General features: G+C 73.7%; 17 protein-coding genes and 2 pseudogenes. 5 read left to right on the forward strand and 14 right to left on the reverse strand.

The features are described from left to right. Nucleotides 1–18 precede the first annotated feature (18 nt). Both ACLJT4_RS24060 and ACLJT4_RS24065 read left to right on the forward strand, forming a co-directional pair. The gene (locus ACLJT4_RS24060) at nucleotides 19–1,344 is read left to right on the forward strand and encodes an erythromycin esterase family protein (protein ID WP_411125054.1); all 1,326 of its coding nucleotides are present in this window, start codon (nucleotides 19–21) and stop codon (nucleotides 1,342–1,344) included. 115 nt (nucleotides 1,345–1,459) lie between these two features. Next, nucleotides 1,460–1,669: pseudogene (locus ACLJT4_RS24065) on the forward strand (hypothetical protein); the annotation flags it as partial. 389 nt (nucleotides 1,670–2,058) lie between these two features. Here ACLJT4_RS24065 and ACLJT4_RS24070 read toward each other — a convergent pair. The 12 genes and pseudogenes from ACLJT4_RS24070 to ACLJT4_RS24125 all read right to left on the reverse strand — a co-directional run bounded on the left by ACLJT4_RS24070 (nucleotide 2,059) and on the right by ACLJT4_RS24125 (nucleotide 12,928). Continuing rightward, complete coding sequence (locus ACLJT4_RS24070; RefSeq protein WP_411125056.1) at nucleotides 2,059–2,550, reverse strand: MarR family winged helix-turn-helix transcriptional regulator; 492 nt, start codon at nucleotides 2,548–2,550, stop codon at nucleotides 2,059–2,061. A gap of 191 nt (nucleotides 2,551–2,741) precedes the next feature. Further along, complete coding sequence (locus ACLJT4_RS24075; RefSeq protein WP_411125058.1) at nucleotides 2,742–3,122, reverse strand: peptidase inhibitor family I36 protein; 381 nt, start codon at nucleotides 3,120–3,122, stop codon at nucleotides 2,742–2,744. Between the two features lie 286 nt (nucleotides 3,123–3,408). Next, nucleotides 3,409–4,476 (reverse strand): serine hydrolase domain-containing protein, encoded by a 1,068-nt coding sequence (locus ACLJT4_RS24080; protein ID WP_411125060.1) that lies wholly within the window; start codon nucleotides 4,474–4,476, stop codon nucleotides 3,409–3,411. Nucleotides 4,477–4,645: 169 nt separating this feature from the next. Next, nucleotides 4,646–5,680 carry a proline racemase family protein gene (locus tag ACLJT4_RS24085; protein ID WP_411125062.1) on the reverse strand — a complete coding sequence of 345 codons (1,035 nt, stop codon included), beginning with the start codon at nucleotides 5,678–5,680 and terminating at the stop codon, nucleotides 4,646–4,648. After that, the gene (locus ACLJT4_RS24090; RefSeq protein WP_411125064.1) at nucleotides 5,680–6,615 is read right to left on the reverse strand and encodes a dihydrodipicolinate synthase family protein; all 936 of its coding nucleotides are present in this window, start codon (nucleotides 6,613–6,615) and stop codon (nucleotides 5,680–5,682) included. The genes ACLJT4_RS24085 and ACLJT4_RS24090 overlap by 1 nt, the downstream gene beginning before the upstream one ends. Then, a complete protein-coding gene (locus ACLJT4_RS24095; protein WP_411125066.1) occupies nucleotides 6,615–8,132 on the reverse strand; it encodes an FAD-dependent oxidoreductase in 1,518 nt (505 codons plus the stop codon). Before ACLJT4_RS24095 ends, ACLJT4_RS24090 begins: the two co-directional genes overlap by 1 nt. Further along, nucleotides 8,129–8,503 carry a (2Fe-2S)-binding protein gene (locus ACLJT4_RS24100; protein ID WP_411125068.1) on the reverse strand — a complete coding sequence of 125 codons (375 nt, stop codon included), beginning with the start codon at nucleotides 8,501–8,503 and terminating at the stop codon, nucleotides 8,129–8,131. Before ACLJT4_RS24100 ends, ACLJT4_RS24095 begins: the two co-directional genes overlap by 4 nt. Further along, on the reverse strand, nucleotides 8,500–9,729 hold the full coding sequence (locus tag ACLJT4_RS24105) for an NAD(P)/FAD-dependent oxidoreductase (RefSeq protein WP_411125070.1): 1,230 nt from the start codon (nucleotides 9,727–9,729) through the stop codon (nucleotides 8,500–8,502). The genes ACLJT4_RS24100 and ACLJT4_RS24105 overlap by 4 nt, the downstream gene beginning before the upstream one ends. A gap of 71 nt (nucleotides 9,730–9,800) precedes the next feature. Beyond that, nucleotides 9,801–10,496 carry a helix-turn-helix domain-containing protein gene (locus ACLJT4_RS24110; RefSeq protein ID WP_038524732.1) on the reverse strand — a complete coding sequence of 232 codons (696 nt, stop codon included), beginning with the start codon at nucleotides 10,494–10,496 and terminating at the stop codon, nucleotides 9,801–9,803. A 117-nt stretch (nucleotides 10,497–10,613) separates the two neighbouring features. Beyond that, nucleotides 10,614–11,489 carry a virginiamycin B lyase gene (locus tag ACLJT4_RS24115; protein WP_411125304.1) on the reverse strand — a complete coding sequence of 292 codons (876 nt, stop codon included), beginning with the start codon at nucleotides 11,487–11,489 and terminating at the stop codon, nucleotides 10,614–10,616. 57 nt (nucleotides 11,490–11,546) lie between these two features. Then, nucleotides 11,547–12,182, reverse strand: a pseudogene (locus ACLJT4_RS24120) (alpha/beta hydrolase); the annotation flags it as partial. 578 nt (nucleotides 12,183–12,760) lie between these two features. Further along, the gene (locus tag ACLJT4_RS24125) at nucleotides 12,761–12,928 is read right to left on the reverse strand and encodes a hypothetical protein (protein ID WP_411125073.1); all 168 of its coding nucleotides are present in this window, start codon (nucleotides 12,926–12,928) and stop codon (nucleotides 12,761–12,763) included. Nucleotides 12,929–13,280: 352 nt separating this feature from the next. Here ACLJT4_RS24125 and ACLJT4_RS24130 point away from each other — a divergent pair, with 352 nt between their 5' ends. Beyond that, nucleotides 13,281–14,222, forward strand: coding sequence for a DMT family transporter (locus tag ACLJT4_RS24130; RefSeq protein ID WP_411125077.1), 942 nt, complete (start codon nucleotides 13,281–13,283; stop codon nucleotides 14,220–14,222). Nucleotides 14,223–14,331: 109 nt separating this feature from the next. Here ACLJT4_RS24130 and ACLJT4_RS24135 read toward each other — a convergent pair whose 3' ends face one another. Continuing rightward, complete coding sequence (locus ACLJT4_RS24135; RefSeq protein ID WP_411125079.1) at nucleotides 14,332–15,714, reverse strand: STM4012 family radical SAM protein; 1,383 nt, start codon at nucleotides 15,712–15,714, stop codon at nucleotides 14,332–14,334. Between the two features lie 254 nt (nucleotides 15,715–15,968). On the opposite strand from ACLJT4_RS24135, the gene ACLJT4_RS24140 reads away from it, so the two are divergent. Beyond that, nucleotides 15,969–17,084, forward strand: a complete 1,116-nt coding sequence (locus ACLJT4_RS24140) for a DUF1152 domain-containing protein (protein WP_411125081.1) — start codon at nucleotides 15,969–15,971, stop codon at nucleotides 17,082–17,084. 187 nt (nucleotides 17,085–17,271) lie between these two features. After that, nucleotides 17,272–17,973 carry a metal-dependent hydrolase gene (locus ACLJT4_RS24145; RefSeq protein ID WP_411125083.1) on the forward strand — a complete coding sequence of 234 codons (702 nt, stop codon included), beginning with the start codon at nucleotides 17,272–17,274 and terminating at the stop codon, nucleotides 17,971–17,973. A gap of 200 nt (nucleotides 17,974–18,173) precedes the next feature. Here ACLJT4_RS24145 and ACLJT4_RS24150 read toward each other — a convergent pair whose 3' ends face one another. Further along, nucleotides 18,174–18,359, reverse strand: coding sequence for a 2Fe-2S iron-sulfur cluster-binding protein (locus ACLJT4_RS24150; protein WP_411125306.1), 186 nt, complete (start codon nucleotides 18,357–18,359; stop codon nucleotides 18,174–18,176). Nucleotides 18,360–18,609 lie beyond the last annotated feature (250 nt).

Here is an 18,609-nt window from a genome sequence, read left to right on the forward strand (position 1 = left end):
GGGGGGGGATCGGGACACATGACCGCTGAGCCTGCGACGGCGCCGGTCCGGCTGAGCGCCGGGGCGGTGATTCCGCTCCCGACGTTGGATCCCGCCGCGCCGCTCGACGACCTCGCCTGGTTGGACCGGGCGATCGGGAACGCCCGGGTGGTGGCGATCGGCGAGAGCGCCCACTACCAACACGAGTCGTTCCTGCTCCGCCACCGCCTGTGCCGTTATCTGGTCGAACGGCACGGGTTCGGCGCCTACGCGGTGGAGTCGGGGTTCGCCGAGGGCTGGCGGGTCGACGACTGGGTCCGCGACGGTGCCGGCCGGCCCGACCGCGCCATGGCGGACGGCCTGACCTCGCTGATGGGACTGTGGCGGCCGCAACGCGCCCACCTGGAGTGGTTGCGGCAGCACAACCGCACGGCAGACCGTCCCGTCGGCTACTACGGGATCGACCTGCCGGGCTCGATGGTCTCGCTGCTCCCCGGGCTGGACGCCGTGCTCGCGCACTTCGCGGTCGCCGAACCGGAGTTCATCCCGGATCCTGCGGTGCGCGCGACCGCGGCCGCCTTCTCGGCACCCTCCGCGTTCTCCGCCCCGGAAGCGACGGCCGCCTACCGGGCGCTTCCCCAGGCGTCCAAGGACGCCCTCACCGCCGGGCTCGCCGATCTCGCGGCCCGGCTCGGCGCACGCCGTCTGGAGCACCGGCGACGGACGACGGCCGGCGCCCACGAGCGCGCGCTCCGCACGCTGCGCAGCACGGTCGCCCTCGACGCGATGCTGCGGGAGCTGGCCCGCGGCCACCACGACGACGCCCTCCACCACCGCGAGGCGATGCTCGCGGACACCGTCGAGTGGATCCTGGGCCGGGAGGACCGGATCGTGCTGGCCGCCCACAACGGCCACGTCCAGCGCTGCCCCGACAACCTGCCGGTGGTGCCCCCGACGACGCTGGGCATGCACCTGGGCGACCGACTCGGCGACGCCTACCTGGCCGTCGGCACCTCCTCGGCCACGGGGCGGACGCTCAACACCAGCGCCAGCTTCTACTCCGGCACGCTCTTCACGGACCTGGAGGACGCGCCGCGGCCGGGCAGCCTGGACGCGCTGCTGGCCGCGAGCCACGACGGGCCCTTCGCCACCGACCTCCGACGGCTCCCGCCCACCGACACCGCAACCCTGCGGGCCGCCACCGCACACCGTTACGGCACCTTCTACGCCGACCACGACCCACTGGACGCCTTCGACCTGCTCGTCCACCTCCCGCACGCCACTCCGGCCGCTCCGGACACCGCCGCGCTCGCCCACGCGCCGGGCGAGGTCCGGGACGCCTTCGCACGGTGGCGGGCCCACTGAGCGAGCACCACGGCACGACCGGGCAGGCCGGTGCGCGGTGGTCCACGCGCCGCGGACCCGCGTCCGTGCCGAAATCCCCGTGCGGCGCCGGACAGTCGTCTGGGATCAGCCAGGCATGGGACACGGCGTCGCCTCACTGGTCATCCGCCACACCCACCGCCTTCCCTCCCCCACCGGACCCGATGGGCACGGGGACGTAGCGGCGCGGCAGTTCGACGCCGCGTTGATGTCCGTGGGCTTCAAGCTCTCCGCGGACCTCCTGGCCCATCTGTCGGGCCTGTCCGAGGACACCGTCGTCGAGACCGCCGGGCCCACGCTGCCCACGGCGCCACGGAGCGACGCCCACTCCCAAGGTGTGCGCATCGGTGATGCACATTCCTCAACCGACAACGGCCACGCCCGGAAGGGGGCGTGGCCGTCATCAGTGCGCCGGGCGCGAGCGGACTCCCGCTACGAGAACTCACCGTCCCGCCCGTCGAGCGGCCCCATCCGGGAATGGGCCATGAGCAACGCGCCCCCCTTCCCGGGCAACCAGCTCGCTCACCTCGTCCGAGGATTTCGATGGCATTGACCTTCGGCGGGCGGTTCGGGAAGGAGATCTCGTGCCACCGTTCGATTTTCGCCCGCCCCCACCGAGGCCAGCACTGGGACTGGTTGGGCCTCGACCCCAACCAGCCCCTCCCGCACCCGCGTTCCACCAGCCCTGACAGGCGTCTAGGACGACCTGGCGCCCTCGACGTTGGCCACCATCTTGCGCAGCACCTTGAGCGCGGCCACGTACTCCTCGTCGCCGATGCCCTGATGGACCTCCGCCCGCACCTCGGTCGCCAGCTCACGCACCCGCACGCGCACGGCCTCACCGGCGTCGGTGAGGTGCAGGCGCTGCTCGGCGTCGCTGTCGAGCCAGCCGCGGTGGAGCAGTTGGTGCACGACCCGGGGGATCTCGTACGGGTCGTCGGCGAGGGGCGTCAGACGGTCGACGACCTCGTCGAAGCCCGGGGCCACGGGTGCGTAGGCGACGCGGTTGAGCACCCAGTACTGCGGCTGCGTGACGTCGATCTTCGCCATCGCGTCACGCAGGTACCGGGTGACGGTCGTGTGCGCCAAACCGCTCCAGTAGCCGATGGGTTGCGAGGCCAACACGTCGTCGGCCGCCGCCGGATCCGCGGGGGCCTGGTCCGTGGTGGTGTCGGTCGGCTCGTTCATGATCGCAAGGCTATAGCCCCCGCATCACGGCGACGCCGTCAGGCGGCCCGTCGGCCGCTCCCCGGCACCTACGTCCCACCACGCCCCACCACGACGCACGACGGTGCGCGGGACCGGTGTCCGCCAGTCCCGCGCCGGTGATACCGGTGCCGCCACGAAACATCATTGACGGCACGTCATATCACTTGCCCTCACTGCGGCTTGAAGGAGCGGATCTGGTAGTTGCCCTGGAGGTTGCCGCCGGTGCCGGCCTTGGTGGACCCGACGCGTCCGTGGTAGTTGGTCTGCGTGTAGTACTGCACCCGGTGGCCGGTCCCGTTCCACAAGGAACGCACGTGCTGACCGCGCCGGATGAAGGAACAGTCGTCCGCGGTGTTCGCCTTGCTGCGCTGCGACCACTGGCAGCGGGTACCGCCGCCGTTCCAGCCGCTGTAGATGCAGAAGTGGCCGGGGGCGCAGTGGTAGGACGCCCGGTGGGTGGGCGCCGCGGGGGCGGCGGTCGCGGTGGGCGCGATGCCGAACGCGACCGCCAGGGCGGCCGAAGCGACGGCGAGCAAACGCATACGACGCATGGCAGTGCTCCTTGGTGTAGGTGGGAACGGGCCGTTGCCGCCGGCGACGCCGGACGGCCAGTCAGGCACCGTCGCCAGTATCGGTCGGGCCCTTGGACCGCAGGCGGCGTTTTGCCCGACTCGGGGCCCCGCATCGAGGCACGCGGCGTGCGTGCCCGGCGTGCCCCGGCGTCCGCGCCCCGTTGCGCTTCCGCACGCCCACCGGCTGCCCACCCCGGGCTGTCCGGCGGGGTTGCCGCGGGCCGCCACGCCCGCCCCCGCCGCCCCGGAGAGGCGGCGCGCCGCGTCAGTCCGGCCGGACGGCCGCCGACACCTCGGTCAGCAGGTTCTCCACCGCGGCTCCCCAGCGGGAGCTGACGACGAGTTCGCGGGCCGGGTCGACCCACAGCAGGTGCGAGCCGCCGTTGCCCCGCGCGCAGCGGCCGGTGGCCGGGGCCGCGGGCCAGACTGTCCGGTCGTCGTTCAACCACCAGGACAACCCGTAGTCGGGCTTGACGGGGCAGGGCGTCCACAGCGCGTCGATCCAACGCCGGGACAGGACCCGGCGGTCACCGTGGCGGCCACCGCTCAGGCACAGGTGGCCGATCCGGGCGAGGTCGAGGGCGTTGATCCACAGACCGCCGCCCCAGTGCGCCCCGCCGGAGACGACCGGCACCCGACCGCCGTCGAGCGTGACGTGCGAGGTGCGGTAGCCGTGCCACGACCAGGCCGCGGACCCGCCGATCGGGTCCAGCACGCGGGTGCGCAGGACGTCCGGGAGGGGGCGGCCGAACAGGACGGTGAGCGCCAGGGCGGTGAGGTTGACCCGGACGTCGTTGTAGGCCCACCCCGCCCCCGGTGGCCCGCCGGGCGATTCCGTCCCCTCGCGGGTGCTCTGGGCGTCGACCTCCGTGGGCTTCCCCCACAGCACGCCTTCCCACTGGCTCGTCTGGTCCAACAGGTGCCGCCAGGTGATGCCGCGCCCGTGCGGGTCCGTGAACTGCGGCAGCCCGACGGTCCGGTGTACCGGCTCGTCCAGCGTCAGCAGTCCGTCGTCGAAGGCGACCCCCGCCACCAGCGACAGCACACTCTTGGTGGCGCTGAAGGCCATCTCCACACGGTTCGGGTCGCCCCACGACGCCACGACCCGGCCGCGCCGCAGGATCACCCCGCTGGGTCCCGCGCCGTCCAGCAGCGGTCCGACCACCTCGCGGTGGGAGGAGTCGGCCACCTGCGCCGCGAGGTAGGTGGCCATGTCCTCGACGCCCGGAACGGGCCGCTCGGCCTGTTCCCGGGCGGCCCGGGCCAGGGCGGCGGCATCCACCCCCTCCCACGGATCGGCCTCTGCCGCCTCGTCCACGCGGGTTTCCCTCACGGCCGCCCCACCTCCACAGTCCGACGCTCGAACTCAATCCCCCACCGTAGAACGGGAGGTGGACGCAGTGGGCGCGGGGGGGGCGGCCCGATGCCGGCGATCCACCGCCCGCCACCGGGCCCGTGGTCCGGTCGCGACCCGGGGATGTGACGGGACGGCCGTGCCGGGGCTACAGCACGAACCCGTGGGGGAAGGGGTCGCGCGGATCGAGCACGTAGGTGGCGGTGCCGGTGATCCAGGCCCGGCCGATGATCTCGGGGACGACGGCCGGGCGGCCGCCCACCTCGCTGGTGCCGATCAGGCGCCCGGTGAAGCGGGTGCCGAGGAAGGATTCGTTGACGAAGTCGGTGTGCAGCGGGAGTTCGCCGCGGGCGTGCAGTTGCGCCATCCGGGCCGAGGTGCCGGTGCCGCACGGCGAGCGGTCGAACCAGCCAGGGTGGATGACCATGGCGTTGCGCGAGTGCCGGGCGGTGGAGTCCGGTGCGAGGAACTGCACGTGCTTGCACCCGCTGATGAGCGGGTCGGTCGGGTGCACGGGCCGGTTCTGCTCGTTGACCGCACGCATGACGGCCAGTCCGGCGGCCAGGACGTCGTCCTTGCGCGAGCGGTCGAACGGCAGGCCGGTCTGGGCCAGGTCGGCGATGGCGTAGAAGTTGCCGCCGTACGCCATGTCGTAGCGGATCCGGCCGAGTTCGGGAACGGTCACCGTGGCGTCCCGTACGACGGCGAAGGCGTCGACGTTGCGCAGGGTGACGTGTTCGGCGGCGCCGTCGCGCACCGCCACCCGGGCCTCCACCAGCCCGGCGGGGGTGTCCAGGCGGACCGTGGTCTCGGGTTCGGTGACCGTCACCAGCCCCGTCTCGACCAGGACGGTGGCGACGCCGATGGTGCCGTGTCCGCACATCGGCAGGAACCCGCTGACCTCGACGTAGAGCACGCCCCAGTCGGCGTCCGGACGGGTCGGGGGTTGGAGCAGCGCACCGCTCATCGCCGGGTGCCCGCGCGGTTCGTCGACCAGGAAGCGGCGCACCGCATCGAGGTGCGCCACGGCGTGGCGACGGCGCTCGGCCATGGTGGCGCCGGGGATGGTGGCGAGGCCGCCGGTGACCACCCGGGTGGGCATGCCCTCGGTGTGCGAGTCGACGGCGTGCAGCGTCCGCGTCTTGGTGGCACCGCCCAGGCGGTACGGGCCGGGCGCGGGCATCAGGCGGCCGCCTGCTTCTCCAGGGCGGCGACGGCGCGGGCCAGGTCGGCCTCGACGCGGGCGCGCAGCTCCGGGGGCAGCGGGCCGCGCGGTGGTCGACAGGGTCCGCCGTACCGGCCGACCTGCGCCATGCCGAGTTTGACGGCCTGGACGAACTCGGTGCGCGAGTCCCAACGGAACGCGGCGACCAATGGTTCGTAGAGCGCCCGGGCCTCGGCCAGGCGGCCGGTGGTGGCCAGTGCGTAGAGGCGGGCGGACTCGGCGGGGAAGACGTTCGGGAAGCCGGCGAACCAGCCGGTGGCCCCCATCAGCAGGCTCTCCAGCACCACGTCGTCGGCGCCGGCGACCACCGTCAGGCCGGGCGCCCGTTCCCTGATCTCCAGCACCCGCCGGACGTCGCCGGAGAACTCCTTCACCGCCACGACGTGGTCGATCCGGGCGATCTCGGCGAGCAGGTCGGGGGTCAGGTCGACCCGGGTGTCGAGGGGGTTGTTGTAGACCATCACCGGGAGGCCGACGCCGGCCACGGCCTCGAAGTGGGCGAGGACTTCGGCGCGGTTGGCCCGGTACGCCGTCGGTGGCAGGCACAGCAGGCCGTCGGCGCCGTCCTCGGCCGCGGTCTCGGCCCAGTGCCTGGCCTGGTGCGCGCCGGCGCCGTGCACCCCGACCACCACCGTGCCGGCGTCGCCGACGGCCTGGATCGCGGTGCGGGCCACGGTGCGGCGCTCCTGGTCGGTCAGTGCCGCGTACTCGCCCAGGGAGCCGTTGGGGCCGACGCCGTGGCAGCCGTTGTCCACGAGCCAGCGGCAGTGTTCGGCGTAGCGGTCGTAGTCGACCGCCAGGCCGGCCGGGGCGGTGGGGTCGGTGCGGTAGGGCAGGGCGGTGGCGACGGTCAGGCCGCCGAGGCCGGGCGGCGCGGGGGTGGTTCCGCTCATCACTCGCTCTCCTTCGTGGGTGCGGGCGGGGTGGTCGGCGGGTCGTGCGGGGCGGGCGGGGCGGCCAGTTCGCCGAGTCGGATGGGCTGGGCGATCGGCCGGCGGTGCGGGGTGGCCGGCGGCAGGCCCTCAATGGGATGTTCGGCGGGTCCGTCGCGCAGTCGGGCGGCCAGTTCGGCGACGGTGGGGCCGCAGATGCGGGCCTGGCACGGTCCCAGGCCGGCCCGGGTCGCCAACTTGGCCACCCGGGCGGCGGCACCGGCGGGATGGGTGACGGCGCGCCGCAGCTGGGCGTAGTCGGTCTCCTCGCAGCGGCAGATGACGGTGTACGGTGCCAGCCACCCGGGCCAGGCCGGTCCGATCGGGTGGGCCCGGGCCAGTCGCGCGGCGAAGGCCCGCCCCTGGTCGCGATGGCGTCGCACTCGGCGCAGGGCGGCGTCGCCCGGCTCCCCGCCGCCGGCGATCCAGCCCGCGACGGTGCCCTCGGCCCGCGCGGCCGGGGCGCCGGCGATCCCGGTGATCTCCCCCGCCGCGTACACCCCCGCGACGCTGGTGCGTTGGTCCGCGTCGACCGCGACGAACTCGCCCGCCGGGGACGCCGCCGTCCGCCCCCGCAGGGTGCAGCCGGCGGCCAGTGGCAGTTCCAACTGCGGGGTGAAGCCGTGGCTGACGCACAGCGCGTCCACTGCTGTGCTGCGTTCGCTGCCCGGCACCACCGACCAGTCCGCGCGCAGCCGGGCGGTGACCACCTCCTCCACCCGCCCGGCGCCGCGGGCCGCCACGACCGCGCGGCCGAACCGGTACGGCACCCGGTGCCGCACCAACTCCCCGCCGTATCGGCACAGTTCGCGGATCTTGGCGGTGTGCGCCGCGAGTTCTCCGCCGCCCCGCGACCACCCGCGCACGACGGTCCCCGGCACGTTGGCCTCCAGGACCGCCCGCACCTGCGTACCCGCTTCCATGAGGGCGGCGGCCACCGGGAGCAGGAACGGTCCAGTGCCCGCGACCACGACCCGGTCCCCCACCACCACCCGCTCGCCCTTGGCCAGTGCCTGTGCCGCGCCGGCCGTGAACACCCCGGGCAACTCCCATCCGGGGAACGGCAGAACGCGGTCGTGGGCGCCGACGGCCAGCACCAGGGCGGCCGGGTCGACGGTGCTGCGGCGCCGCCCGCTGCCGTCGGCCGGGCCGTGGAGCAGGTGCACCCGGGGCGGCGGCGCGCCGCCCGTCCCGTCCGGGTCCCGGTGCTCCAGCGCCCACACCACGGTCTCCGGGCACCAGGTGCAGTGCGGATGGCCCAGGACCCCGCGCCGGCGGCGGTCGAAGGCGCGCCCGTCGCGTGGCGGTCGCCGGGGACGCACCGGCGCGTAGGCGTCGGGGGGCATCCGGTGGTACTGGCCACCCGGATGCTCGGCCGCGTCGATCAGCACGACCCGGGACCCGGCTCGCAACGCGGCCTCCGCCGCGGCCATGCCGGCAGGACCGGCCCCGATCACCACTACCTGACGTTGCGTCACAATCCACCCCCGTCAGGAACTTCGCCGCCTTCTCCCACGCCTCGGGACACGTCCGGGGGCTCCCCGTCGCCCGCGGCCCGTGACTGGGTGGTCACCACGTCGCCGTCCCGGGCACGGCGGCGGCAGGCACGCACGTCCCGCTCGGCGCCGACCGTCACCAGGCAGTCGAAACAGACACCGATACCGCAGAAGACGCCGCGCGGGGCGCCGGACGGTGCCCGGCGCCAGGCGAGCCGGCCGGCGGCGAGCAGCACGCCGGCGATGGTCTGCCCGGCGACGCCGTCCACCGGCTCGCCGTCGACGATGAGCCGCAACGGCTCCTCCCGCCGGCCGACGGCGTCGGGCGCCGCACGCACGCGCCGCGGACTCATCGCGCCCCCTCCCCCGGTGGAGCGAGCGCCCCGTCCGGCGGGCGGCGCACGAGGCCCAGCACGGCGGGCCGGTCCACCCGGAACGCGGTCGCGTCGATCTCCGTCGGCCGGCCCGACACCAGGTCGCGCAGGAGCCGCGCGGTACCCACCGACAGGCCGATGCCGGCGCCTTCGTGGCCGCCGGCGTGCCACAGGCCGGCCAGGCGCGGATCGGCCCCGATGACCGGCAGGTGGTCGGGGACGTAGGGCCGGAACCCGCCGTAGGCGCGCGTCACCATGGCGCCGGCCAGCGTCGGGAACAGACGCAGTGCCTTGGCGGCGACGGCGGACAGCACCGCGGGGCGCAACCGGTCGTCGAACCCCACCCGGCGGCGCGACGAGCCCAGCAGGACGCTGCCGCCGCGGGTGGCCTCCACCACCGCCGAGGTCTGCAACGCCTCGGCGCTGCTGCCGACCGCGGCCACGTAGTCGGCGTCGTAGACCTTGTGGAAGACGGTCGGCGGCAGTGGCGCGGTGACCAGGACGTCGCCGCGCCGGGGTCGGACGTCCACCGGTGCGCCCAGCCGCGCGGAGAGCGCGCCGGCCCACGGTCCGGCGGCGTTGACGAACAGGTCCGCTTCGAGGGGACCGGTCGGGGTGCGTACGGCCGTCAGCCGCGCGCCGCGGGTGACGGCGCCGAGCACCTCGCACCCGGTCCGCAGTTCCGCGCCCGCGGCGAGCGCGCCGGTGAGCAACGCCGTTGCCGCGGCGGCCGGTTGGACCTGGGCGTCTTCGGGGTAGTGCAGCGCCGCGGCGTGGTCTCGGGTGGCGAACGGCTCGGCCGCCGCGAGCGCCCCGGCGTCGAGGACGTCGGCCCGCACCCCCGCGGCGCGTTGGGCTGCGGCGAAGCGGGTCAGTGCCCGCGCGCCGGCGTCGGTGGTCGCGATGACGATGCCGCCCTTGGGGTCCCACTCCACCGAACGGGCCGTGTGCGGGTGCCGTTCGGCGAGCGCGGCCAGCGTCTCGGGCCACAACCGGCGGGACAGTCGGGCCAGTTCCAGCTCCGGACCGGGCCCCTTGTCGGAGACCAGGACGTTTCCCTCGCCATGGGCGGTGGTGGCCCCGGCCGCGCCACCGCGGTCGACCACGAGCACGTCGAAGCCCATCAAGGCCAACTCGCGCGCACAGGCGGCACCGATGATTCCGGCACCCAGCACCACCGCGCGGCTACCGAGCGTTCCCTTCATCGAACCCTCTCCGTTCGTCAGAACGAACGAGACGAAGGGAGGCTATGAGGTCACCGGAGGCATGTCAACGGTCACACCGGCTCCGGGTCTTGGCCCGTCGGCGCACCCCCGCCCGGGGCCGCCGCCTCCGCCTGCGCGTCCGTCGCGGCGCACCGCGGACCGGGCACCGGGTCCGACAGGTGCAGCCGCTGGTCCGCCCGGTACTGCAACAGCAGCACCGAGTGCACGGCACCCCCGACCGCGGTGTAGCTGTGCGGCAGCGTCGCGTCGAACCCCACGTAGTCGCCGGGCCCCAACTCCACCTCACGGCCGTCCACCCGCACGCCCAACCTGCCGGCCTGGACGATAGTGTGCTCGGTGCCCACGTGTCCCAGCGAGTCCTGCCGGCAGCCGGCCCGCACCCGCTGGTCGTAGACCTCGAAGACGGCGTCGCCGGACTCGATCCGGCGCAGCGGGCGGAGGTCCACGCCCGCGCCGCTGAGCGCCTCCACCTCCTCGGCACGCACCACCGTCAGCGCGCGGGCGGGGGCGCTGTCCAGCAGGTCCGAGATCGGCACCTCAAGGACGCGGGAGAGGCTGAACACGGTCTCGATGGTGGGATTGCCGGTGCCGGACTCGACTTGCGACAGCGTCGCCTTGCCGATCTTCGAGCGCCGGGAGAGTTCGGAGATCGACCACCCCCGGTGGGTCCGCACCTGCCGGAGGTTGGCGGCCAGCCGCTCCCTGATCGAGTCCTCGCGCTGCCCGGCGGTCTCGGACGCAGACATGGCCGTCCCCCTTCTTTCGTGCGCCCGCCCGTTCGGTATGACGTACGCGTGATGATGGATGCGTACATTATTCCGATCGGGCTTCCGCGGCGCCGGCAGTCGCCCCGAACGCTCGCACTACTCGCCGGGCACCGCGACCCTGGCCAGGGAACCCGTCTCCAGGGCGCACCACAGGGCTCCGCGGTGCTGGACGATGCCGTGCGGTTCGCTGGCCGCGCGGGGCAGTTCGTAGCCGGTGATCCGGCCGTCGGTGGTGATGCGCCCGACGCGGTTGCCGCCCCACTCCGTGAACCACACGGCACCGTCGGGGCCGGTGGTGAGGGCGTGCGGCCGTGCCTGGCGATCGGGCAGCGGGTACTCGGTGATCTCGCCGTCTGTCGTGATCCGCCCGATCTGCCCGGCGCCGATCTCGGTGAACCACAGGGCCCCGTCCGGTCCGACGGTGAGGCCCACCGGGGCGGCGGACGGCGTCGGCAGGGGGTACGTCGTGGTCCGCCCGTCCGTGGTGATCCGGCCGATCGCGCCGGCTTGGTTGAGGGTGAACCACAGGGCGCCGTCGGGCCCGGCAGTGAGGGCGGCGGGGAAGCCGCCGGGCGCCGGGTACTCGGTGATCTCGCCGTCCACGGTGATCCGACCGATCCGGTCGGCGGCGGACAGCGTGAACCACATCGCCCCGTCGGGTCCAGCGGCGATGCCGAACGGCCCACCTTCGGCGGTCGGCGGTGCGAAGGCGGTGACGTCGCCGTCCATCGTGATCCGGCCGATCCGGTGGCTGCCGTACTCGGTGAACCACAGGGCGCCGTCCGGCCCTTGGGCGAGGAGCGTCGGGCCCGCGCCGACCGGGTGGACCGTGACGGCCCCGTCCGCGTCCCGGCGCCCGATCGCACCCTGGTGGACCAGCGTGAACCACAGGGCCCCGTCGGGGCCGTCCGCGAGGGCGTACGGGCCTGCCTCGGGGCCGCTGACGGTGACCTCCCGGACCGGGTCGGCCAGCCACCGGCCGAGCCGGTCGAAGAACACCTCCCCGGGCTCGGAGAGGTGGAAGGCGTGCGGCAGGTCCTCGTACGCGTCCAGCCGCACGCTCACGCCGGCGGCGTCGGCGGCCTCGGCGAACCGGCGGGCGTCGTCCAACAGGACCTCGTCGGTGCCGACGGCGACCAGCAGGGACGGCAGTCCGCGCGGATCGCCGTACAGCGGCGACTGCGGCGCCGCCCCGGCATCGGCGCCGCCCAGGTACTGACTGCCGACGGTTTGCAGGACGGCGCGGGACAGCACGTCCTTGCCGTCGTTGGTGGTCAGCGACGCACCGGTCAGGGCGAGGTCGGTGACCGGTGAGATCGCGACGGCGGCGCCGGGTTGCTCCCGGCCGGTCCGCTTGAGTTCCAACAGGGCGGAGAGCACCAGGGTGGCGCCGGCCGACTCCCCGACGAAGACGACCTCGTGCGCCGGCACGCCCTGGTCCAACACGCCCTGCCAGGCAGCGAGCAGGTCCTCCAGCGCCGCGGGGTAGGGGTGGGTCGGCGCCAGGCGGTAGTCCACCCGCAGGACGGGCCGTCCGGTCGCCCGCGACAGCCGGTAGGCCACCACGCGCTCCGCCTCGGGCATGGTGTGCACGAAGCCGCCGCCGTGGACGTAGACCACCGCACCGCCCCGCGCACCCGGCGCGCGGACCCAGTCGCCGTGCACCTCGGCATCGGCCGGGAGCGGGGCGGCGATCAGCGCGCCGGCGCGGTCGCGGGCGGCCCGGGCGGCACCGGGCGCCGCGGGAACAGCAGTGACGTTCAGCAACGGTCCTCCGTCGTGAGGGGTGAGGGGTGAGGGTGGTCGTCCCGTGAAGGCGGGGCTGGGCGGGCGTGGGGGCGATCGGCTATGGAGCCGTACGGCCGCGAACGCGTCGCCTCCGTACGGGACTTGGTCCTCACCCGTGCCCGGCGCGACGCCGCCCGCCCTCCCCCGGCACGCCCGGCCGAGGGAAATTACGACGAACGTAAATTTATTCGCCGAGTAAGTCGAGCGTCAACATCAATACCTCGCCGAGCGCCGCCGCCTGCCGCTGCCGACCGGCCCGAACGCCGTGGACGGCGGGCGGACGGCACACGTTGGACACCTTGGACAGGGTGTCCGGTCGGAGACCGTGGGTGGTCCGGCGACCCGGGAGGAGCCGACGCGTCATGCAGGAGGCGACGCTCCGACAGCGGGCCCGCAGGGCCGCCGTCGACCCGGCCGACGCCGCCTCGCGCGAGCGCCGGACGGCCCCGGCCCGTTCACCTCGGGTCCGGCCCGGCGTGCAGGGAGTCGGCCCAGACGGTCAGCAACTGCTCGTACTCGGCTTGCTCTTCGGGCCACAGCGCGCGACCGGCGCGGGCGGCCATGAAGGTGCGTATGCGTTCGTTGGCCTCGGTGGTGGCCTCCGGGACCCATGTGGGCGTCATGTCACCGATCATATGCGCCGAGAGGGTCTGCGGCTATTACCGCTTTTGGATGACATGTGCAAGCCCTGCCCTTGACTTCGCTGTCGTGTACCTGGCCGGGGGCGGTCGAGGCGTCGTCCGCCCCGGGCGACCTGCGGCCGCCGGCATGCGGTGTGGCCGTGGCGCCGTTCCGTGAACATCCTTTGCCAGACAGCGAGTTCGGGGGTACCTCCAACGGTCCGCCGGAGAGATGGTGCCTTCCCCCAATGGGGTGCGGCCGTGCGGAACTCGTAGCGTCGGGGCCAGGAATCGTCGGGTGTGCCGCCGCGGCGCGCTTGCCACGGATCCTGCCCGGCCCTCGGATGGGGAGAGCGTGACGAGCGCAACGGGCACAGTGGAGCGTGCCGTCGTGGCGAGCGGGGTGGCGCCGGTCCTGGCTGCCGCCTTCCTCTGGGGCACGGTGGGCCCCGCCCAGATCCTGGCCGGAACCAGCGCGTCACCGGTGGCGATCGGTGCCTGCCGGATGCTGCTCGGCGGCTTCGTGCTGGGGCTGTTCACGGCACGGCGGGCGGGGATCCGGTCTCTGTGGCGGCGTGGTGCCTGGCCGTGGATGGTCGTGAGCATCGCCGTCACGGCGGCCTTCCAGGCGTGTTTCCTGGAGGCGGTGGCCCGCAGTGGCGCGGCCCTGGCGACCGCCGTCACCTTCGGCACCGTCCCGGTCGTGTCGGGGGTGTGCGGACGCGTGCTGGCCGGTGAGCGGCTCGGCGGGCGGTGGGTCGGCGGCACCGCGGGGGCGGTCGGCGGCATCGTGCTGCTCCTCGCTCCCACCGGCGACGGACCGACCGACGGCGTGGGCGTGCTGCTCGGCATCGTCGCCGGCGCCAGTTTCGGGGTGTACATCTCGGCGACCAAGCGGCTGGAGGAGCGGGGGGCGGACACGGCGGCGGCGGCCCCGGCGAGCGTGTTCTGCGCGGGGCTGCTCGTCTCGCCGTGGGTCCTCGCCCACCCCCACGGGCTGGCCGAACCGCGGGCGGTGGCCCTGATCGGCTGGTTGGCGCTGGCCACGACGGCCCTGGGGTACCTGCTGTTCACGCGGGGGGTCCGGCATCTCAGCGGGGCGACGGTGGGCACGCTCAGCCTGGCGGAGCCGTTGGTCGCCGCGGTGCTGGGGGTGGCGCTGTTGGGCGAGCGGTTGAGCCCGCCGGCACTGATGGGTGCGGTGCTGTTGCTCGGCGGGCTCGTCGTGGTCTCGGTGCCGGGCCGGCACCGCGAACGCCCCGGGGACGTCGACCGGGGGGTGACGGGGACTGCTTGAGGGGGCGTGGCCGCCCGTCCGGATGGCGGGGAGCACGTCCCCCCGCCACCCGGACGGTGGCGGGCGAGGGGACGTGAGCCTCATCGGGCCGCGGGCCCTGGCCTACCGGTCAGCGGTCCCGATAGGACGCCATGGCCTCGTTCACGCGCGACGAGAAGAACAGCGGGCCGATGGCGTCCGCCCAGGCGGTCCCCTCCGGCGTCAGCCGCAGCACTCCGCCGTCGTCGTCCAGCCAGCCGCGCTCGGCGAGGAGGGCGAGTTGGGGGCCGAAGTCGTCCTGCGGGACGGTGCCGAACTGCGCGCGGTAGCGTTCCACGCGCAGGCCGTCCGACTCCAACAGCATGCCGAGGACGAACATCCGGCGGCGCTCGTCGTCGTCCATGCGGAACGACCACTGCGCACGGTGGAACTGCTCGGTCGGCGTGACGATGTAGTCGTCGATGATGCGCCGGACCTCCGGCACCGCGACGGCGTAGTCGGTCGTGTAGTGCAGATCGGTCGTGAAGGACCGGGCGCCCACCCCCAGGCCGACCATGCCGGCCTGCTGGTTGTACTCGTTGATGTTGCTGTCGTCCGCGCCGTCCACGGCGGCGGTGCCGATCCGGCTGAAGACCCGCATGGAGGTCTGCCGGTAGCCGGCGGCGAGCAGGTGGTCGCGGCCGTAGCGGTACAGGCGCAGCCGCTGTTCGTCCCAGAGTTCGCCGCTCTTGTCGTGCCGGGCCATCAGTCCGGTCAACGGGCGGACGTACAGGGGGTAGAGGTAGATCTCCTCCGGCTCCCAACTGAGCGCCGCGTCGAGCGAGACCCGGAAGCTCTGCTCGGTCTGGCCGTCGATGCCGTAGATGAGGTCGATGTTGAGGATGGGGAAGGCCGCCTCCTTGAGCCTGGCGAGCGCGGCCTCCACCTCCGTGCGCTTCTGCGGGCGGACCGCGGCCCGGGCCTCCTCGTCGATGAAGCTCTGCACGCCGATGCTGAGCCGGGTGGCGCCGCGTTCCGCGAGGACGGCGATGCGGTCGGCGGTCGCCGTGGCGGGAGAGGTCTCGACCGACCACGGAACGGCCTTGAGGTCCGCGCCCATGACGTTCTCACAGATGTCGCACAGCCGGACCAGCTCGTCGGCGGTGAGGTACGTCGGAGTGCCGCCGCCGAACGCCGCGAGGGTGAACCGGGGGGTGCCGTTGGCGTCCAGCGCCGCACGGGTCGCGCCCGCCTGGCGTTCGAGGGTGTCCAGGAAGCCACGGGTGACGTCCTGGGGCGCACCGGTCCGGGTGAAGAGGTTGCAGAAGCCGCAGCGCATCTCGCAGAACGGCACGTGCACGTAGAGGGAGAGCGCGTCGAGGCGCTCGCCGGCCCACAGGTCGGACAGGAGCGGACGGTCTTGGCCGAGCCGGTACGCCTTCTGGTGCGGATAGGCGTAGACGTACTGCTTGTAGGGCGTCGTCGGCTCTTCGGGAACGGAGGGGGATATCTGGAGCGGTAACGAGGTTGCCACTTCCGGGGGGTTTCCTTCCAGATCGGATCGGATCCAAACGGATCAGTCGCGCCACGTGACAGCTTGGTCGACAACCAGTCACCGAAGACATGGGGCGAACCACCGAACTACACGGCCGCACCGCGGCCGATGTTGGAAGCTTCCGCATCTTGCACATACCACCGATATCTGATCATAAGAAACTCCACGGGTGGTCTCGGCGGAAATCGAGACACCCTGGTATCAGCCCCCGCATTGGGATATCCATGTCGTTCATGAAGCGACTTCTCATAGCGGCCGGAGGTGGCGGCGACGCCATCACGACGGCGATGGTGCACGCCGCTCTCCACGGCGCCGACGAACCCGCCCTGGTGCTGACGTACGCCTGGGAGCGGCTGGTGGTGGACCCGGTGCCGGGGCCACGCCGGCCGTCCGACTTCACCGGCACCGTGCCGGCCGGCCCGACGCTGCGACTGGTCACCCCGACCTCGGCGCCCCGCCCGCCCGCCGGCTCCCTGCTGCCCCGTCTGGCCGCCGACCTACGGCCGGAGTTGGGCCTGCTGGACCCCTACGGCGGGGCCGTGGGACTCGCGCAACAGATCACCGAAGCCGCGGCGTACTGTCGGGCGGAGCGGATCGACGTCGTGGACGTCGGCGGCGACGTCCTGGCCGACGGCACCGAGCCCACCCTGCGCAGCCCCCTCGGCGACGCCCTGGCGCTGGCCGCCTGCGCGCACACCGGCATCGCCACCGCGGTGCACGTCGCCGGGCCGGGCCTCGACTCCGAGGTACCCGAGTCCGCGCTGCTGCCCTTGTTGGGGACGCCCCTGCACACCCTGACCGCCGCCGACACCCTGGCGGTGGAGCGCGTCTTCGACTGGCACCCCTCGGAGGCCAGCGCCTTGTTGGTCGCGGCGGCCCGGGGCACCCGCGGCGTCTGCGCGACGCGGGACTCCGCCCACCCCGTCACGCTCACCGCCGCCAGTCCCCACGTCTACCGGCTCCCCCTGGCGCGCGCCCTCGAAATCAACCCCTTGGCCCGGGCGTTGGCCGGGACCACCGAGCTCGCGGAGGCGGAGCGGGCGAGCGAGCGGGTCTGCGGGTTCTCCGAGATCGCCCGGGAACGTGACCGGGCGGCCCGGATGGGTCCGACGACGCCCCCGGCAGGCGCCGTCGCCGACCGCCCGGTCGCGCCGCAGGCGCTGGCGGAGCGCTTCGCGCAATGGGAGCGACGGACCGTCCGGAGCGGGGTCGCCTACGTCACCACGCGCCGCATAGTCGAGGAACTCGGCCTGGGTCAGGACGAGTTCGCGGTGCTGCGCGCCCACCTGCGCACGACTGCCCCGGCCCGGCACGTCCCCCCGCTGTGGCGACTGGCAACCGCCGGCTGACCACGGCCGACGCCCCGCCCTGGGCGGTCCGCACGGGAGGCACGAGCTCCGCGGACCCCGTCGGGCGGGGCGTTCCGTTGCTGCGGGCGCAGTCCGCCCCCCACTCCGGTCGAACACGCTGGTAGCGTCTCCGCCGTTGTTGAGTGCGTGTCACCTGCACGCACCGGACGGGGAGGACGAACGCACCATGATGGGCCATTCGCACGCGATGAGCGGTGCCCTGCTCTTCGCGGCCACCACGCCGTTCCTGCCCCCGCTGGTGATGCACGCCCACCTCACGCCGCAGGAGATCCTGATGGGCACAGTGCTGTGCGCCGGCGCCGCGCTGCTGCCGGACCTGGACCACCACGACGGCACCATCGCCAACTTCCTCGGCCCGGTGTCCAAGACCCTGTGCCGCTTCGTGGCCTGGATCTCGGGCGGCCACCGGCACGCCACCCACTCGCTGTTGTTCGTGGCCTTGATGACCGCGGGCACCTGGGCCGGTGTGACGTACCTGGGACGGCCGTTCACCCTCGGTATGACGTTCTTCCTCCTGGCCCTCGCGGTCCGGGCGCTCAACCTGTGCCCGCCCGGCCACGGGTTCTCCGCCTGGAGCACGATCGTCGCCATGGCCGGGATCGGCACCGCGGTGATAGCCAAGTTCATCCCCTCGGCGCCGGGCTGGCTGCCGTACGCCGTCGGTCTGGGGTGCCTGGCCCATCTGCTGGGCGACTCCATCACCAAACAGGGTGCCCCGTGGCTGTGGCCGCTGAAGAACCGCTACGAGATCGTCATCATCAAGCACAGCGGCAACAAGCTGGAGACGGAGATCCTCACTCCGATCATGGGGGTGGCCACCGTCGTCCTGCTGTGGTTCACGGCGCTGTCGCCGCACTCCTTCAGCTGAGGCCGCGCCCCGGTCTCGGATCGGGGGCGTTCGCCCGCGCGCCGTGGGTTCCGCGGGCGTTGTAGACGGCGGGTCGTCGCGTGACGTCGGCCAACTCCGACAGCACCCAGGTGGGGAGTTGGACGTCGAAGGTCGTCGCGAGGGGGAAGCTTCCATGGAGCGGGTTCCGGTTCTGTCGTGAGCGGTGGTGGGCGGCATGGTCAGAGGTCCAGCAGGAGTTCGGAACTCTTCGCCCGCGAGCAGCAGATGGTGATCTGGTCGTTGGCGGCCCGCTCGTCGGCGGTCTGCACCTCGTCGCGGTGGTCGGGCTCGCCGGCCAGGACCGGAGTCAGGCAGGCCCCGCACATCCCCTGCTCGCAGGAGAGCGGAGGGCGGACGGGACGCAGCGCGGACGGGCTTCAGGCGCGGTGCGGACGGGCTTCAGGCGCGGTGCGGACGGGCTTCAGGCGCGAGGCGCCGCGGTGCGGTGAAGGCCGCTGCCGTGCGCGATGCGCCCCCGTGTCCAGGGCGAACCGAGCGGCCCGGAGGGGAAGCGCGCCGCGTTCAGCTCTGCCGTCGCCACAGCGCCCCTCCCCTGCGTCGTCCGGGCGGGCGACCGACCCACAACTGGCCAATGGCTCCCGGGAATTCCCTCGA

Source organism: Streptomyces sp. x-19 (genome assembly GCF_046549115.1).
Lineage (GTDB): Bacteria > Actinomycetota > Actinomycetes > Streptomycetales > Streptomycetaceae > Streptomyces > Streptomyces albulus_C.

Excerpts from the sequence above, each read along its gene's own strand:
- ACLJT4_RS24060 (WP_411125054.1), top strand. The coding sequence starts at position 19 with ATGACCGCTGAGCCTGCGACGGCGCCGGTCCGGCTGAGCGCCGGGGCG.
- ACLJT4_RS24070 (WP_411125056.1), bottom strand. The coding sequence starts at position 2,550 with ATGAACGAGCCGACCGACACCACCACGGACCAGGCCCCCGCGGATCCG.
- ACLJT4_RS24075 (WP_411125058.1), bottom strand. The coding sequence starts at position 3,122 with ATGCGTCGTATGCGTTTGCTCGCCGTCGCTTCGGCCGCCCTGGCGGTC.
- ACLJT4_RS24085 (WP_411125062.1), bottom strand. The coding sequence starts at position 5,680 with ATGCCCGCGCCCGGCCCGTACCGCCTGGGCGGTGCCACCAAGACGCGG.
- ACLJT4_RS24090 (WP_411125064.1), bottom strand. The coding sequence starts at position 6,615 with ATGAGCGGAACCACCCCCGCGCCGCCCGGCCTCGGCGGCCTGACCGTC.
- ACLJT4_RS24100 (WP_411125068.1), bottom strand. The coding sequence starts at position 8,503 with ATGAGTCCGCGGCGCGTGCGTGCGGCGCCCGACGCCGTCGGCCGGCGG.
- ACLJT4_RS24105 (WP_411125070.1), bottom strand. The coding sequence starts at position 9,729 with ATGAAGGGAACGCTCGGTAGCCGCGCGGTGGTGCTGGGTGCCGGAATC.
- ACLJT4_RS24110 (WP_038524732.1), bottom strand. The coding sequence starts at position 10,496 with ATGTCTGCGTCCGAGACCGCCGGGCAGCGCGAGGACTCGATCAGGGAG.
- ACLJT4_RS24125 (WP_411125073.1), bottom strand. The coding sequence starts at position 12,928 with ATGACGCCCACATGGGTCCCGGAGGCCACCACCGAGGCCAACGAACGC.
- ACLJT4_RS24140 (WP_411125081.1), top strand. The coding sequence starts at position 15,969 with ATGAAGCGACTTCTCATAGCGGCCGGAGGTGGCGGCGACGCCATCACG.
- ACLJT4_RS24145 (WP_411125083.1), top strand. The coding sequence starts at position 17,272 with ATGATGGGCCATTCGCACGCGATGAGCGGTGCCCTGCTCTTCGCGGCC.